At 71.3% G+C, this 14,727-nt stretch carries 11 protein-coding genes; 4 read left to right on the forward strand and 7 right to left on the reverse strand.

Features of this window, described 5'->3' with window-relative positions; translation table 11 throughout:
• Positions 1–16: 16 nt before the first annotated feature.
• The 6 genes from BN159_RS09685 to BN159_RS09710 all read right to left on the reverse strand — a co-directional run bounded on the left by BN159_RS09685 (position 17) and on the right by BN159_RS09710 (position 6,570).
• Entirely contained in the window at positions 17–859 is an 843-nt protein-coding gene (locus BN159_RS09685; protein WP_015656767.1) for a nitrilase-related carbon-nitrogen hydrolase, read from the reverse strand.
• Positions 860–1,014: 155 nt separating this feature from the next.
• Positions 1,015–2,556, reverse strand: a complete 1,542-nt coding sequence (locus BN159_RS09690) for a PucR family transcriptional regulator (RefSeq protein WP_015656768.1) — start codon at positions 2,554–2,556, stop codon at positions 1,015–1,017.
• Positions 2,557–2,570: 14 nt separating this feature from the next.
• Positions 2,571–3,860, reverse strand: a complete 1,290-nt coding sequence (locus BN159_RS09695) for an aspartate aminotransferase family protein (protein ID WP_015656769.1) — start codon at positions 3,858–3,860, stop codon at positions 2,571–2,573.
• Positions 3,857–4,699: a nitrilase-related carbon-nitrogen hydrolase gene (locus BN159_RS09700; protein ID WP_015656770.1), complete on the reverse strand. Its 843-nt coding sequence runs from the start codon at positions 4,697–4,699 to the stop codon at positions 3,857–3,859. Before BN159_RS09700 ends, BN159_RS09695 begins: the two co-directional genes overlap by 4 nt.
• A 158-nt stretch (positions 4,700–4,857) precedes the next feature.
• A complete protein-coding gene (locus BN159_RS09705) occupies positions 4,858–6,183 on the reverse strand; it encodes a hypothetical protein (RefSeq protein WP_015656771.1) in 1,326 nt (441 codons plus the stop codon).
• Between the two features lie 135 nt (positions 6,184–6,318).
• Positions 6,319–6,570, reverse strand: coding sequence for a helix-turn-helix domain-containing protein (locus tag BN159_RS09710; RefSeq protein ID WP_015656772.1), 252 nt, complete (start codon positions 6,568–6,570; stop codon positions 6,319–6,321).
• 32 nt (positions 6,571–6,602) lie between these two features.
• Here BN159_RS09710 and map point away from each other — a divergent pair, with 32 nt between their 5' ends.
• Positions 6,603–7,370 (forward strand): type I methionyl aminopeptidase, encoded by a 768-nt coding sequence (gene map, locus BN159_RS09715; RefSeq protein ID WP_015656773.1) that lies wholly within the window; start codon positions 6,603–6,605, stop codon positions 7,368–7,370.
• Between the two features lie 81 nt (positions 7,371–7,451).
• Complete coding sequence (locus BN159_RS09720; protein WP_015656774.1) at positions 7,452–10,007, forward strand: ATP-dependent Clp protease ATP-binding subunit; 2,556 nt, start codon at positions 7,452–7,454, stop codon at positions 10,005–10,007.
• A 183-nt stretch (positions 10,008–10,190) separates the two neighbouring features.
• Here the strand turns inward: BN159_RS09720 and ggt are convergent, their stop codons facing one another.
• Entirely contained in the window at positions 10,191–11,990 is a 1,800-nt protein-coding gene (gene ggt / locus BN159_RS09725; RefSeq protein ID WP_015656775.1) for a gamma-glutamyltransferase, read from the reverse strand.
• Between the two features lie 84 nt (positions 11,991–12,074).
• Between ggt and BN159_RS09730 the strand changes: the two genes are divergently transcribed.
• Positions 12,075–12,833: a hypothetical protein gene (locus tag BN159_RS09730; RefSeq protein ID WP_015656776.1), complete on the forward strand. Its 759-nt coding sequence runs from the start codon at positions 12,075–12,077 to the stop codon at positions 12,831–12,833.
• Between the two features lie 116 nt (positions 12,834–12,949).
• Positions 12,950–14,503 carry a CocE/NonD family hydrolase gene (locus BN159_RS09735; RefSeq protein WP_015656777.1) on the forward strand — a complete coding sequence of 518 codons (1,554 nt, stop codon included), beginning with the start codon at positions 12,950–12,952 and terminating at the stop codon, positions 14,501–14,503.
• The last annotated feature ends 224 nt before the right edge of the window (positions 14,504–14,727 follow it).

The raw sequence follows: 14,727 nt of genomic DNA on the forward strand, positions 1-14,727 counted from the left end.
AGAGATCGGCGATGTGTCAGGGAGCGGTCAGCGGCGTGTAGGCCCCCGGCGCCCGGTCCCGGTAGAACTGCCAGCGGTCGCGGACCTCGCGCAGCTTGGCCAGGTCCAGGTCGCGGACGACGAGTTCGGTCTCCTTGTCGCTCGCCACCTCTCCGACGAACTGGGCCTCCGGGTCCACGAAGTAGGTGGTGCCGTAGAAGTCGTTGTCGCCGAGGTCCTCCACGCCGACCCGGTTGATCGCGCCCACGAAGTACTCGTTGGCGACGGCCGCCGCGGGCTGCTCCAACTGCCACAGATAGCGCGAGAGTCCGCGTGACGTCGCCGAGGGGTTGAAGACGATCTCGGCACCGCCGAGGCCGAGCGCCCGCCAGCCCTCGGGGAAGTGGCGGTCGTAGCAGATGTAGACGCCGATCTTGCCGACGGCCGTCTCGAAGATCGGCCAGCCGCTGTTCCCGGGCCGGAAGTAGAACTTCTCCCAGAATCCCTGCACTTGGGGGATGTGGGTCTTGCGGTACTTGCCGAGGTAGGAGCCGTCCGCGTCGATCACCGCGGCCGTGTTGTACAGAACACCCGGCTGTTCCTCCTCGTACATCGGCAGCACGAGGACGAGACCCAGCTCCTTCGCGAGGGCCTGGAAGCGGCGTACGGTCGGGCCCTCGGGAATCTGTTCGGCGTACTCGTAGAACGCCTTGTCCTGCACCTGGCAGAAGTACGGTCCGTAGAACAGCTCCTGGAAGCACAGGACTTGAGCACCCTGGGCGGCCGCGTCGCGGGCCGCCTGCTCGTGCACCTGGATCATCGATTCCTTGTCGCCCGTCCACGCGGTCTGGAAGAGGGCGGCGCGGATCACTCTGCTCATCGGGACCTCCGGTCGCTCGGTGTGCGAGAAGACTAGGAAGTCCGAAATCCGGCTTTGAGTGGCACGGTGTCACGTCTGCGGGCATCCGGCGTGCCACGGTGTCACCTTCTCGTGGGCCCATGTTTCACCGCCGTTTTCCCAGGTCGTGGCATGTTTCAGCCCTGTTGCGCGTCGTGTGCGAGCAGGGCGATGTGCACGGATGCGGCCTGCTCGAAGTCGTCGAGGTCCACGCCGAGCCGGGCCTGTATGGCTTCCAGCCGGCGGTAGAGCGCGGGCCGGGAGACGTGGTGGAGCTGCGCGGTGCGGGACTTGTTGCGGCCAGTGGCGAGGTAGGTGCGCAGGACCGCCAGGAGGTCCTCCTGCGGGTCGCACAGCAGCCCGTCCAGCTCCCGTTCCGCGAAGGACTGCACATGCGGGTCGTCCCGCAACAGCCGTACCAGACCGCGCAGATGGACATCCCTCAGGCGGACGACGGCGGGCAGGTCGAGGGCGTCGGCGACCGCCTCCGCGACGTGCCGGGCCTCGCGCAGACCCGCGGGTACGTCGTCCCAGGCGGCCCGCGGGTCGGCGGCGGCCACGACCGTGCCCGGCTCCTCCGAGCGCAGCCGGGTGGCGAAGTTGGCGGCGAGGACGGTCGCGTCCTGGTCGCGGGCGAGGCTCAGCAGGACCGCGGTGGCGGAGTCGGCGAGCTCGGCGACGATGCCGGGCAGGCCCAGCATGCGGAGCACCCGGTCGAGTTGGGCGGGGTCGCCGTCCCGGACGACCAGGGGCACGAAGGTGCGCCGGTTGACGGGCAGCCCGGCCGCCCGTGCCCGGGGCAGCAGTTGGCGGGCCGGTACGACTCCGCTGACCAGGTCGGTGAGCAGGCTCTGCGCGGACTGCTCCTCCCAGGTGTTGGCGGAGTTGCCGCCGAGCATGCGATGCAGGACCAGCGCCTCGGCGGCCCGGTCGGCGAGGAGCCGTCCGGTGGCGGTGTCGCCGCGGTGGCCGCACAGCACGATCTGGCCCCAGCGTTCGCCGCGGCCGCCGAGTTCGGCCCGGATCCAGCCGTCGCCGTCGCTGCCGCCGGCCTGCCGGGAGATGCGCTCCCAGTCGCGCAGTACGTCGTCCACGGCCGGCCGCTCCCCCGCGGTGGCCAGGACCCGGTGGGCGAGGTTGGTGACGACGACCGGGCAGGCGCTGTGCTGGGCGACCTCGTCCAGCAGCAGCTGGAGCGGGGCGCCCGCGGTGATCAGCCCGGTGAGGGCGGTGCGCACCGACTCCGAAAGGCTGACCGCGGCGAACTTCCGCCGCACCAGCCGGGACTGGACCTCCTCGGTCAACTCGGCGAAGGGGAAGGGCCGGTGCAGGACGACCATGGGCAGCCCGCACCGCTCGGCCGCCCGGCGCATCACCTCGGGGGCGGCCGGGAAGGCGCGGCCGAGTCCGAGGACCACGGCCGCCGCCTCCGCGCGATGCAGGGAGCGGATGTACTCGGCCTGCGCGCTCTCGTCACCGGCCAGCAGCACCCCGGTGGTGAGCACCATCTCGCCGCCGCTGAGCATCACGCCGACATCGGCGGCCTCGGCCACATGCACCCAGCGCACCAGCCGGTCGAGCTGCCCCGCTCCGGCCACCACCTCGGGCTCCCCGGCCAGCACCCGCTCCAGGGTGAGGACCTGACGGACCGACAGGGCTGGTTCCAAGGTGGTGGTCATGGCGGTGCCGTCCCTTACTGAAGACCTCTGAGAGCGCGTTCCAGGATCGCGGCGCCCTCCTCCGCCTCCGCGACGGACAGCGTCAGCGGCGGGGCGATCCGCAGCGCGCTGGTGTCATGGCCGCCGCCCTTGCCGATCAGCAGCCCGCCCGCGCGGGCCGCCTCCAGCACGGCCGACGCCGCCTCGGGCGCCGCCCGGCCGGTGCCGGGTTCGGCCAGCTCGATGCCGATCATCAGCCCGCGCCCGCGCACCTCCCGTACGTACGGCACCTGGGCGCCGACCGCCCGCAGCCGCTCGATGAGCAGCCCGCCGACCCGCCGGGCGTTGCCCTGGAGGTCGTGCTCCAGGAGGTACGTCAGGTTCGCGAGCCCGGCCGCCATGGTGATCTGGGTGCCGCCGAACGTCGAGATGCTGTTGGCGTCCAGGCAGTTCATGATCTCGGCCCGGGCGATCACCCCGCCGATGGACGCGCCGTTGCCGATGCCCTTGGCGAAGGTGACGATGTCGGGCGGTCCGCTCTGCCCGTGCGCCTGCCAGCCCCAGAAGTGCTCGCCGGTGCGGCCCCAGCCGGTCTGCACCTCGTCGGCGATCCACAGGATGCCCCGCTCCGCGAGCACGTCACGGAAGGCGGCGTACAGCCCGTCCGGGCCCGAGGTGAACCCGCCGACGCCCTGGATGGGCTCGGCGATGAGGGCGGCGGGCGGGCGGGTGTGCCCGAGCAGGTCCTTCAGGTCCTCGACGCAGGCCGCGACGAAGTCACGGTCGTCCAGCTCGGCGTACGGGCCGCGGGTGCGGACGCCGCCGTGGACGTAGAGCGTCTGGAGCGGTGACAGGGAGGTCGGGGACCAGCCGCGGTTGCCGGTGATGCCGACGGCGCTGAAGGAGCGGCCGTGGTAGCTGTTGCGCATCGCCAGGATCGTGTTGCTCTGCCGGTACGTCGTCGCGAGCAGCAGGGCCGTGTCGTTGGCCTCGGTGCCGGAGGTGGTGAAGAAGACCCGGGCGTCCGGGATGCCACTCAACTGGGCGATCCGCTCGGCGAGTTCCACCATCGGCCGGTTGAGATAGAGCGTCGAGGAGTGCAGGATCCGCCCGGCCTGCTCGCTCACCGCCTTGGTCACCTCGGGCAGCGCGTGCGCGGTCATCGTGGTGAGGATGCCGCCGAAGAAGTCGAGGTACTTGTTGCCCTCGGAGTCCCAGACATGGCGGCCCTCGCCATGGGTGATCTCCAGCGGGTCCTCGTAGTAGAGCGCGAGCCAGTCGGGCAGCACCCGGCGGTGGCGTCCCAGCAGATCGTCTCCCGTCACGGCTGCACCAACCCTTCGTAGGCGTCGGGGCGGCGGTCGCGGTAGAAGGCCCACTGCTGCCGCACCTCTTCGATGACGTCGAAGTCGAGGTCGCGGACGACGAGTTCCTCCTTGCTGTCGCTGGCGACCTCCCCCACGAACTGTCCCCGCGGGTCGACGAAGTAACTCGTCCCGTAGAAGTCGTTGTCGCCGTACTCCTCGACGCCGACGCGGTTGATGGCCGCGACGAAGTACTCGTTGGCGACGGCCGCCGCGGGCTGTTCGAGGCGCCACAGGTAGGAGGAGAGCCCGCGGTGGGTGGCGGACGGGTTGTACACCAACTGGGCGCCGTTCAGTCCCAGTTGCCGCCAGCCCTCCGGGAAGTGCCGGTCGTAGCAGATGTAGACGCCGACCTTGCCGACGGCGGTGTCGAAGACGGGCCAGCCGGCGTTCCCGGGCTTGAAGTAGTACTTCTCCCAGAAGCCCTTGACCTGCGGGATGTGGTGCTTGCGGTACTTGCCGAGATACGAGCCGTCGGCGTCGATCACGGCGGCGGTGTTGTAGTAGAAGCCGGACTGCTCGACCTCGAAGACCGGGACGACGATCACCATGCCGGTCTCGCGCGCGAGCGCCCGCATCCGGCGCACGGTCGGCCCGTCGGGCACCGGCTCGGCCCAGCGGTAGTGCTCCGGCTCCTGCACCTGGCAGAAGTAGGGGGCGTTGAAGACTTCCTGGAACCCGATCACCTTGGCGCCCCGGCGGGCCGCCTCACGGGCGTGCTCCTCGTGTTTCGCCACCATGGACTCGGTGTCGCCGGTCCAGGTGGCCTGGACCAGAGCGGCGCGTACGACGTTGGCCATGAGCTGCTCCTTCGACGGGACGTCAGAGCCTCTACGCCCGTAGACGCAGGCCGTAGAGGCACGAACGTAAGCCTCCCGGACGGGCTTGCCAAGACCATCGTCGTTAACCCGCTGAGTCGATGCGGTTTCGCACTCCTGTGGGTGAGTGCCCCACCCGGTCAGGCGGCGAATCCGGCGACCCTCAGCGCGTGGACGAGGTCCCAGGCGCGCTCCTCCGACACACCCCGGGCGGCCTCCAGCAGCAACGGTACGAGGGTCGGCGGGTCCGCGGCCACGCTGCGCACCGCTTCCTCGGGGGTGCGGACCCGGACGTAGGCGTCCAGCAGGGCGCCGATCTCGCGGCGGCGCCCCTGCCCGGCGAGCCCCAGCACGGCCCGCCCGATCTCGTCGGCGGGCCGGACGACCCCTTGGCGCATGATCTGCTCGGCGTCGGCGCCCCGGCCCGAGGCGACCAGCGCGTCCGCGGCGGCCACCAGCCGGTCGGCGGGCAGCGAGGCGGCCTCCCACAGCAGCGTGGCCCAGTCCGCGCCGAGCCCGGCCCGCTGAAGCTCCACGGCGAGCAGCGGATAGCGCGCGGGCGAGGAGTAGGTGATCTCGGCGAGCAGCGCGTGCGCCTCACCGCTGCGCCCTTCGTGCCGCAGCCGCACGAGCCTCTCGACGGCCCCCCTGACCTCCAGCCGATCACCCCCGTTCACCGTCTCGACCTGCGGCTCCGCAGGCTCTACGGCTTCGGCGGCCCCGGCGAACCGAGCGCCTCGGGGAGTACGGCCGCCCGCGGCGGGCTGCTCGGGCAGTGCGGGCATGACGGCGGGCGGGACGACGACGGGGGCGCTCTCCTCCTCGGCCATCCCGGCGAAGCGGGCGCTGCCGCGACGGCGTTTGCGCTGCTTGGGAGTGCCGCCGTCCTCGGGGGCGGAAGCCTGCACCGGCACCCTCGCGTGCTCAGTGGGCGCGGCCCCCGTTTTCGGCTCCATCAGCCGTCGGTCCAGCTCGGCCATCCGCGAGCGGAGTTCGGCGCAGCGCGCGGTGGCCCGCACATGGTCGTCGCGGGCCCAGGCGAGGTCGTACCGGATGGAGTCGGCCTCGTCCTGGCCGGCGGCGACGGACAGCGACCGTCCCAGTTCCGTCTGCCGTTCGGCCGCGTACCGCTGCTCGCGGAGCATGACGTCGAGCCGGTCACCGAGGGCGTCCCGGCCGCCGGGGCGGGAGTCGTAGGCGACGAGGGCGGAGGAGTGCAGGGCCCGTACGCCCTCCGCCTCGGCGCGGGCGGCTTCCGGGCCGTATTCCGCCGCGAGGTCCTGGAGGAGCGCCTCCACCACGTCCCACGGCGGCACCTCACGGCCGTCGAGACAGGCCCGTATGCCGTCCGGATCGCGCTGCCAGAACACCCCGCACCAGCCGCCGCCCTGATCGAGGCGCGCCATCAGGCCGTTCAGGTAGTTCGCGAACTCCCGCACCCGAGCCGGGAGTTGTTCCACAGCCATGCACAACACTCCCGCCAGACCGGAGTACTCCGGTCCGTAGGCAACACCAGCCGTGTTACGGAGAGGCTACGGGGAGTTTTCAGGTGGGACGCAGAGTACGCCCGCCCTGCCAGAACGTGACGTGCGGCGGTCGTCTCACACCCCGACCGGCGAGCACATCCCGGCCAGGTCGTCCATGGAGAGGCCGAGCACGCGCGCCAGCGCGGCCACGGTGAAGAAGGCCGGGGTCGGTGCCCGGCCGGTCTCGATCTTCCGCAGGGTCTCGGCGGAGACACCGGCTGCCGCCGCGACCTCCGCCATGCTGCGGTCGCCGCGGGCCTCGCGGAGCAGGCGCCCGAGCCGTTCGCCGCGCTCGCGCTCTTCGGGGGTGAGGGGGTTACGCACCATCACCCCATTCTAATACCGGTATAGTAATTGGCATGGTGGAGCTCAAGACAGACACATCGATCGATGCCATGCACGCCGCCGGACAGGTCGTCGCGCACGCCCTGACGGCCGTACGAGAAGCCGCTGACGTGGGGGTTTCCCTGCTGGAGCTGGACGAGGTGGCGCGCGGGGTACTGCGCGAGTCCGGTGCGGGTTCGCCCTTCCTCGGCTACCGTCCCGACTTCGCGCCGACGCCCTTCCCCGCCGTCATCTGCGCCTCGGTGAACGACGCGATCGTGCACGGCATCCCGACCGCCTACCGCCTGCGCGACGGCGACCTGGTCTCCATCGACTGCGGCGCCCAACTGGACGGCTGGGCGGGCGACTCGGCGATCAGCTTCACGGTGGGCCGCCCGCGTCCGGCCGACCTCCGCCTGATCGAGACCGCCGAGCGAGCCCTGGCGGCCGGCATCGAGGCGGCCGTCGTCGGCAACCGCATCGGCGACATCGCCCACGCCATCGGAACGATCTGCCGCCGGGCCGGCTACGGCATCCCCGAGGGCTTCGGCGGCCACGGCATCGGCCGCCACATGCACGAGGACCCTGGCGTCCCCAACGAGGGCCGCCCTCATCGGGGCATGCCGCTCCGCCACGGCATGGCCCTGGCGATCGAGCCGATGCTGATCGCGGGAGGCAAGGACGGCTACCACGCGGCACCGGACGGCTGGACCCTCAAGACGAACGACGGCTCAAGGGCGGCACACGCGGAACACACGGTGGCGATCACGGAGGCCGGACCGAGGATTCTCACGGCACGATGACGGGCCTGCACATGCCCACCGCCCCCATCCGTGCCATCGTGACTTAAGCGCACCTTGTCCCATCGGGAAGGTACGAATCCGATGACCAGCGGCTACTTCCCGGAAGGTCCGGAGGGGGACCCCTTCGGAGAATTCCTCGCCCGATTCTTCGGCGGCCCGCGCCCCGGCCCCCGCCAGATCAACATAGGCCAGCTGCTCAGCCAACCCGCCAGAGAACTCGTCCGCGGAGCCGCCCAGTACGCCGCCGAGCACGGCAGCCGCGACCTGGACACCCAGCACCTGCTGCGCGCCGCGCTCTCCGCGGAGCCGACCAGGAGCCTGCTGAGCCGGGCCGGGGCCGACCCCGACTCCCTGGCCACGGAGATCGACGAGCGCTCGGGCCCGGTGCAGCACCCGCCGGGCGAGGCCCCGCCGCCGACCTCGCTGTCCCTCACCCCGGCCGCCAAGCGCGCCCTGCTGGACGCGCACGACCTGGCAAGGGCCCGCGGTGCCGGTTACATCGGCCCGGAGCACGTGCTCAGCGCCCTCGCCGCGAACCCCGACTCCGCGGCCGGGCACATCCTCAACTCGGCGCACTTCGCGCCGACGGGGATGCCGCCCGAGGCCCCGGACACCGCACCGCGACCGCGCCCCGAGCGGCAGCACGCGGGCGAGACGCCCACCTTGGACAAGTACGGCCGCGATCTGACCGAACTCGCCCGGCAGGGCCGGATCGACCCGGTGATCGGCCGGGAGGAGGAGATCGAGCAGACCATCGAGGTGCTCTCCCGGCGCGGCAAGAACAACCCCGTGCTGATCGGCGACGCGGGCGTCGGCAAGACCGCCGTCGTGGAGGGCCTGGCCCAGCGGATCGCCGACGGGGACGTCCCGGACGTGCTCAGCGGGCGGCGGGTGCTCGCGCTGGATCTGACGGGGGTCGTCGCGGGCACCCGCTACCGGGGCGACTTCGAGGAGCGCATGACCAACATCGTGGGCGAGATCCGCGCCCACTCCGACCGGTTGATCGTCTTCATCGACGAACTGCACACCGTGGTCGGCGCCGGGGGTGGCGGCGAGGGCGGTTCGATGGATGCCGGGAACATCCTCAAGCCCGCCCTCGCCCGCGGCGAACTGCACATCGTGGGGGCCACCACGCTGGAGGAGTACCGGCGGATCGAGAAGGACGCCGCGCTCTCCCGCCGCTTCCAGCCGATCCTGGTGCCCGAGCCGACCACCGCGGACGCGATCGAGATCCTGCGCGGCCTCAGGGACCGCTACGAGGCGCACCACCAGGTCCGCTACAGCGACGAGGCGCTGGTCGCCGCCGTGGAGCTGTCCGACCGCTATCTCACCGACCGCCGGCTGCCGGACAAGGCGATCGACCTGATCGACCAGGCCGGTGCCCGGGTACGGCTGCGCTCGCGCACCAAGGGCACCGACGTACGGGCCATGGAGCGCGAGGTCGAGCAGCTCGCCCGGGACAAGGACCAGGCGGTCGCGGACGAGAGCTATGAGCAGGCCACGCAACTGCGCGACCGGATCGTGGAGTTGAAGCAGCGGATCGCGGACGCGGCCGGGGACGGGGCGGCCGACGAGGGGCAGCATCTGGAGGTGACCGTCGAGGCGGTCGCGGAGGTGGTGTCCCGGCTGACCGGGATCCCGGTGGCCAGTCTCACCGAGGAGGAGAAGGACCGGCTGCTGGGCCTGGAGCAGCATCTGCACGAGCGGGTGATCGGCCAGGACGAGGCCGTCCAGGTCGTCTCCGAGGCGGTCCTGCGGTCGCGTGCCGGGCTCGCCAGTCCGGACCGGCCGATCGGCAGCTTCCTCTTCCTCGGCCCGACCGGCGTCGGCAAGACCGAGCTGGCCCGGGCGCTGGCGGAGGCGCTGTTCGGCAGCGAGGAGCGCATGGTCCGCCTCGACATGAGCGAGTACCAGGAGCGGCACACCGTGAGCCGTCTGGTGGGCGCCCCGCCCGGCTACGTCGGCCACGAGGAGGCGGGGCAGCTCACCGAGGTGGTGCGCAGGCACCCGTACTCGCTGCTGCTGCTCGACGAGGTGGAGAAGGCGCACCCGGACGTCTTCAACATCCTGCTCCAGGTGCTGGACGACGGACGGCTGACCGACGCCCAGGGCCGGACGGTGGACTTCACCAACACGGTGATCGTGATGACCAGCAACCTCGGCTCCGAGGCGATCACCCGGCGCGGCGCCGGGATCGGCTTCGGCGCGGGCGGTGCGGAGGCGGACGAGGAGGCGCGGCGCGAGCGGATCCTGAGGCCGCTGCGCGAGCACTTCCGGCCCGAGTTCCTCAACCGGATCGACGAGATCGTGGTGTTCCGCCAGCTCGACCCCGAGCAGTTGCGGCGGATCACCAACCTACTGCTGGACCGGACGCGCCGGCTGATGCACGCGCAGGACGTCGCGGTGGAGTTCACCGACGGGGCGGTCGACTGGCTCGCCGAGCGCGGCTACCAGCCCGAGTACGGCGCCCGGCCGCTGCGCCGCACCATCCAGCGCGAGGTCGACAACCAGCTCTCCCGGCTGCTGCTGGACAACCGGGTCGCCGAGGGCGGCCGGGTGACGGTGGACGTCGAGGACGGGCGGCTGGCGTTCCGCACCCTGGGAAAGGATGCGCAAGAGGCCCCGCCCGCCCCCTAGGTCCTGGCTGGAGTTCCCCGTCGTCCGCGCGGAGCGCGGGCGCAGCGGCGGTCGGTGCGTGCGATCGGCGTGCGGTGCCGTAGGTCATGTGGCGGAGCCACCTGTCCTGCGGCACCGTGCGGCGAGCGTGCGTGCCGGGCGTCGGGGCGCAGACGGGGAACTCCAGACAGGACCTAGTTGTGACTACGACACCGGCCGCACCACCATCGCGGAGCCGCCGCCGCGGCGTACCTTCTCGGCGGCGGCGAGCCACTTGCCGTTCGGCAGGCGTTGCACGCCGGTGGCCGCGCCGATCTCGGGATTGAGCCGGAAGCCGTGCCCGATGGCCTCCAGCTGTCCCTTCAACGCGCTGTCCCACAGGCCCGGTTCGAGCTCGGTGGTGGTCTGGTTGCGCTGGCTCGCGCGCGGCGCGGCGATGGCGTCGACGAGCGGCAGGCCGCGGTCCAGATGGCCGGTGAGGGTCTGAAGCACGGTGGTGATGATCGTCGCGCCCCCGGGTGAACCGAGCGCCACCACGGGCCTGTTGTGCTCGTCGAGGACGATGGTCGGGGACATCGACGAGCGCGGGCGCTTGCCCGGCCCCGGCAGGTTCGGGTCGTGGACGTCGGGGCTCGCCGGGGCGAAGGAGAAGTCCGTCAGTTCGTTGTTGAGGATGAAGCCACGGCCCGGGACCGTGATACCGCTGCCGCCGGTCTGCTCGATGGTGAGCGTGTAGGAGACGACGTTGCCCCACTTGTCGGCCACCGTGAGATGGGTGGTGCTGTCGCCCTCGTACGTCGTCGGGGCCGCCGTGCCCCGGGCGTCGCAGTCCGCCGGGTCGCGCGGGTCGCCCGGGGCGAGCGGGCTGGTCAGCACCGCGTCGTCCTTGATCAGGCACTCACGGGAGTCGGCGTACTTCTGCGAGAGCAGTTCCTTCGTCGGTACGTCCTCGAAGGCGGGGTCGCCGACCCATCGCCCGCGGTCCGCGAACGCGATCCGGCTCGCCTCGATGTAGCGGTGGAGGTACTGGACCTCGCTCGCCTTCGACAGGTCGGTGTTCTCCAGGATGTTGAGGGCCTCGCCGACGGTCGTGCCGCCGGAGGAGGAGGGCGCCATGGAGTAGACGCCGAGACCGCGGTACGAGCTCCTGGTGGGCGCCTGGAGCTTGGTGCGGTAGGCGGCCAGGTCCTCGGCGGTGAGATCGCCGGGGCGGGCCTTCCAGCCGGAGGCCGGGTCCACGGGCGGGTGGTTGACGGTGTCGACGATGTCCTCGGCGAGGTCGCCGCGGTAGAGCGCGCGGACGCCCTTCCTCGCCAGCTCGGCGTAGGTGCGGGCGAGGTCGGGGTTCTTGAACGTGGCGCCGACGGCCGGAAGCTCGCCGCCCGGCAGGAACAACTCGGCGGTGTCGGGGAAGTGGCGGAACCGCGTCTCGTTGGCGGCGGTCTGGGCGCGGAAGGTCGCGTCGACGGTGAAGCCGTCCCGGGCGAGCCGCTCGGCGGGCTTCAGCAGCGTGCCGAGGCTCCGGCTCCCCCACTTGTCCAGCGCCCGCTGCCAGGTGGCGGGCGTGCCGGGCGTACCGACGCTCAGTCCGCTGCTGACGGCCTCGGCGAAGGGGATCGCGGTGCCGTTCTCCAGGAACAGTCCCGAGTCCGCGCTCAGCGGGGCGGTCTCTCGGCCGTCGATGGTGCGTACCGTGCGGGAGCGCGCGTCGTAATAGACGAAGTATCCGCCGCCTCCGATGCCCGCGGAGTACGGCTCGGTGACGCCCAGCGCGGCGGCGGTGGCGACGGCCGCGTCGACGGCGTTGCCGCCCTTCCTCAGCACCTCGATGCCGGCGGCGGAGGCGTCCGCGTCGACACTGGCGACGGCACCGCCGTAGCCGACGGCGACGGGGACCTTCTCGACGGCCGTACCGGAGCCGCCGGGCGGCGCCGCGGCCCCCACCGACACGACGGCGGCCGAGACCGCGAGGACCGACAACTTGCGTGCGACGGTCGAACTCATCCGCACCTCCAGTCAAGGGGCCAGTTTGCGCAGCTTATTCCCTCGACATGCCCTCGTCAGGAGCACCCGCTACCATGCGCGCCCATGAATGACGACGTACGCAACATCGTCCTCGGCGTGGTGGCCGCGGGCATCAGTGCCGCGCTCGGCTGGCTGGCCCGGACCTATGTGTGGAAGCGAAAGCTGGCCCGCAAGCAGGCGTTCTTCGGGCTGCCGGAGAACTCCGAGTCACTCCTCGTCGTCAACCGCGACCCGGCCACCTCCGAACCCGCGGTGCACCGCTTCGACGTGTTCGCGCTGCTGGAGCTGTCCGCGCTGATCAAGGACTGCGGCGCGCACACCCAGGTGGTCACGCAGGACGCGGTCCATCAGGGTTTCGGCGAGCGCACCGAGTTCTGTGTGGGCGGCCCGGGCTCCAACCGGCGCATGGCGGCCCATATGTCCGCGATGCTGCCCGGAATACGTGTCAACGTCGACCCCGAACCCGGCCCGGACCGGGGCGCCTTCCAGATCGGCACCGAGCGCTACCGCCTGGAGGCGGGCGTGGCCGAGTACGTGCTGCTGGCCCGGCTCACCGCGGGCGACCCGAAGCAGAGCCGTCCGGTCTTCCTCTTCTGCGGCCAGCGCGCCATCACCAACCAGGCCGCGACCCGCTATCTGGCCCGCAACCACGAGCGGCTGGCCCGCAAGTACAAGGACAACTCCTTCGTCCTGCTGCTGAAGGTGACCAACTCCCAGGCCTACGGACCGGATGTGGTCGAACTCGTCGGCGATGTCACCCGGACCGCGCAGGCACCCCTGCCGGCCGCGGCGACTCCCCGGAACTCCCACCGCGCCTCCTGAGGTCGCCGACACTCCAACAATCGTTACTCCCACGTAACTTACCCACGGGTTACTTACGGTAAGAGGTCTTGGTTACCGTCGGGTCACTTTGCACTGACACGAGTGAGGAGTGACCCGTGGGACATCGCAGGGCTCTGCGCACGACCGCCGTGGGCCTCGTCTCGGCGACCCTCATCGCCGGGATCGGCCCCGTCGCGTCGGCATCTACCGGCGGCATCCGCTTCGTCGACATCACCGGCGACGGCGGTACGACACTCAAGGCGAACGTCGTCACCCCGGCCGACGCCGACGGCAGCCGCCGCTACCCGCTGCTGGTGTTCCCGACGAGCTGGGGCACACCGCAGGTCCAGTACCTCGCCCAGGCCCAGAAGCTCGCGAACTCCGGTTACGTCGTGGTCAGTTACAACGTCCGCGGCTTCTGGCAGTCCGGCGGCGAGATAGAAGTGGCGGGTCCGCCCGACGTGGCCGACGCCTCCCGGGTGATCGACTGGGCGCTCGCCAACACCCCGGCGGACGCGGGGCGGATCGGCATGGGCGGGATGTCGTACGCGGCGGGCATCAGCCTGCTCACGGCCGCGCAGGACGAGCGGGTCAGGGCGGTCGCGGCGCTCAGCGGCTGGGCCGACCTCATCGATTCGATCTACTCCGGCCGCACGCAGCACACCCAGGCCGCCGCACTGCTGGACGGCGTGAGCCTGGCCACCGGCAGGCAGAGCGCCGAAGTCAGGGAGATCTTCCACGCCTTGCGGACCTCCGACCTGAGCAAGGAGGACGCGATGATCGCCTGGGGAAAGAAACGTTCAGTCACAACCTATCTGGACCAGCTCAACGACAACGCCCCCGCGGTGTTCCTCGCCAACGCCTGGGGCGACTCGATCTTCCCGCCCAACCAGTACGCGGACTTCTACGACAAGCTCACCGGCCCCAAGCGCCTTCAGTTCCGCCCCGGCGACCACGCCACCGCCGAACTCACGGGGTTGCTCGGTCTGCCCAACGACGTCTGGACCGACACCGAGCGCTGGTTCGACCACCATCTGAAGGGCGAGGCCAACGGCATCGACGGCGAGCAGCCGGTGCGGCTCAAGTCCCGTTCCAGCGGCGGCTACGAGGGCTACCCGGACTGGAAGTCGGTCGGCGCGACCAGCCGCAAGATCGCCCTCGCGGGCTCGACCACGATCCGTACGAACGTCAACTCCGGTGCGGACGGCGGTCTTGTGGTGCTCAGCGGCATCCTGGACCAGATCGCCAAGGTGCCCCCGATGGCGTCCATTCCGCTGCTCCCCCGCCGTTGGGCGGCCGTATGGCAGTCCGAGAAGTACGGATCCGCCCAACAGGTGCGCGGCACCGCCCGGCTGCACACCACCCTCACCCCGACCGAGGAGAGCGGCACCCTCGTCGCCTACCTCTACGACGTGGGGCCGCTCGGCCTCGGCAAGCTGGTCAGCAACGCGCCGTACACCTTCCACGGGCGTACGCCCGGAGAGCCGTTCGGCGTGGACCTGGAGCTGTTCTCCACGGCCTACGACGTCCCGGCAGGGCATCGCCTCGCCCTGGTCGTCGACACGGTCGACCCGCTCTATGCCGAGCACAACCCGACCGGCGCGCAGCTGACCTTCTCCTCGCCGGCGAACGACCCGTCCTTCGTGTCGGTCCCGTTGCGCGAGCAGTGATCTCCGGCTGCCGCCGGGCGGGTATGGCTCCATGACTGCCAACCCCGCGGTCCAGGGGCCGTGGGGAACCCCCACCTGCCGGCAGCGTCCCCCTCGCGACCTACGTCAGGGCCGGTCCTAGGGGGACGAACCGCTCATCCTAGTCGAGGGTCGTCGGGAGGTACTTCCCGGGCGGGGGGCGGGGCTTGAGCATCCGGCGTCCGGTGCCGTCGAGGGCACACGTG

The organism is Streptomyces davaonensis JCM 4913, assembly GCF_000349325.1.
Classification (GTDB): domain Bacteria; phylum Actinomycetota; class Actinomycetes; order Streptomycetales; family Streptomycetaceae; genus Streptomyces; species Streptomyces davaonensis.

Excerpts from the sequence above, each read along its gene's own strand:
- BN159_RS09720 (WP_015656774.1), top strand. The coding sequence starts at position 7,452 with ATGACCAGCGGCTACTTCCCGGAAGGTCCGGAGGGGGACCCCTTCGGA.
- BN159_RS09690 (WP_015656768.1), bottom strand. The coding sequence starts at position 2,556 with ATGACCACCACCTTGGAACCAGCCCTGTCGGTCCGTCAGGTCCTCACC.
- BN159_RS09710 (WP_015656772.1), bottom strand. The coding sequence starts at position 6,570 with ATGGTGCGTAACCCCCTCACCCCCGAAGAGCGCGAGCGCGGCGAACGG.
- map (WP_015656773.1), top strand. The coding sequence starts at position 6,603 with ATGGTGGAGCTCAAGACAGACACATCGATCGATGCCATGCACGCCGCC.
- ggt (WP_015656775.1), bottom strand. The coding sequence starts at position 11,990 with ATGAGTTCGACCGTCGCACGCAAGTTGTCGGTCCTCGCGGTCTCGGCC.
- BN159_RS09730 (WP_015656776.1), top strand. The coding sequence starts at position 12,075 with ATGAATGACGACGTACGCAACATCGTCCTCGGCGTGGTGGCCGCGGGC.
- BN159_RS09685 (WP_015656767.1), bottom strand. The coding sequence starts at position 859 with ATGAGCAGAGTGATCCGCGCCGCCCTCTTCCAGACCGCGTGGACGGGC.
- BN159_RS09700 (WP_015656770.1), bottom strand. The coding sequence starts at position 4,699 with ATGGCCAACGTCGTACGCGCCGCTCTGGTCCAGGCCACCTGGACCGGC.
- BN159_RS09705 (WP_015656771.1), bottom strand. The coding sequence starts at position 6,183 with ATGGCTGTGGAACAACTCCCGGCTCGGGTGCGGGAGTTCGCGAACTAC.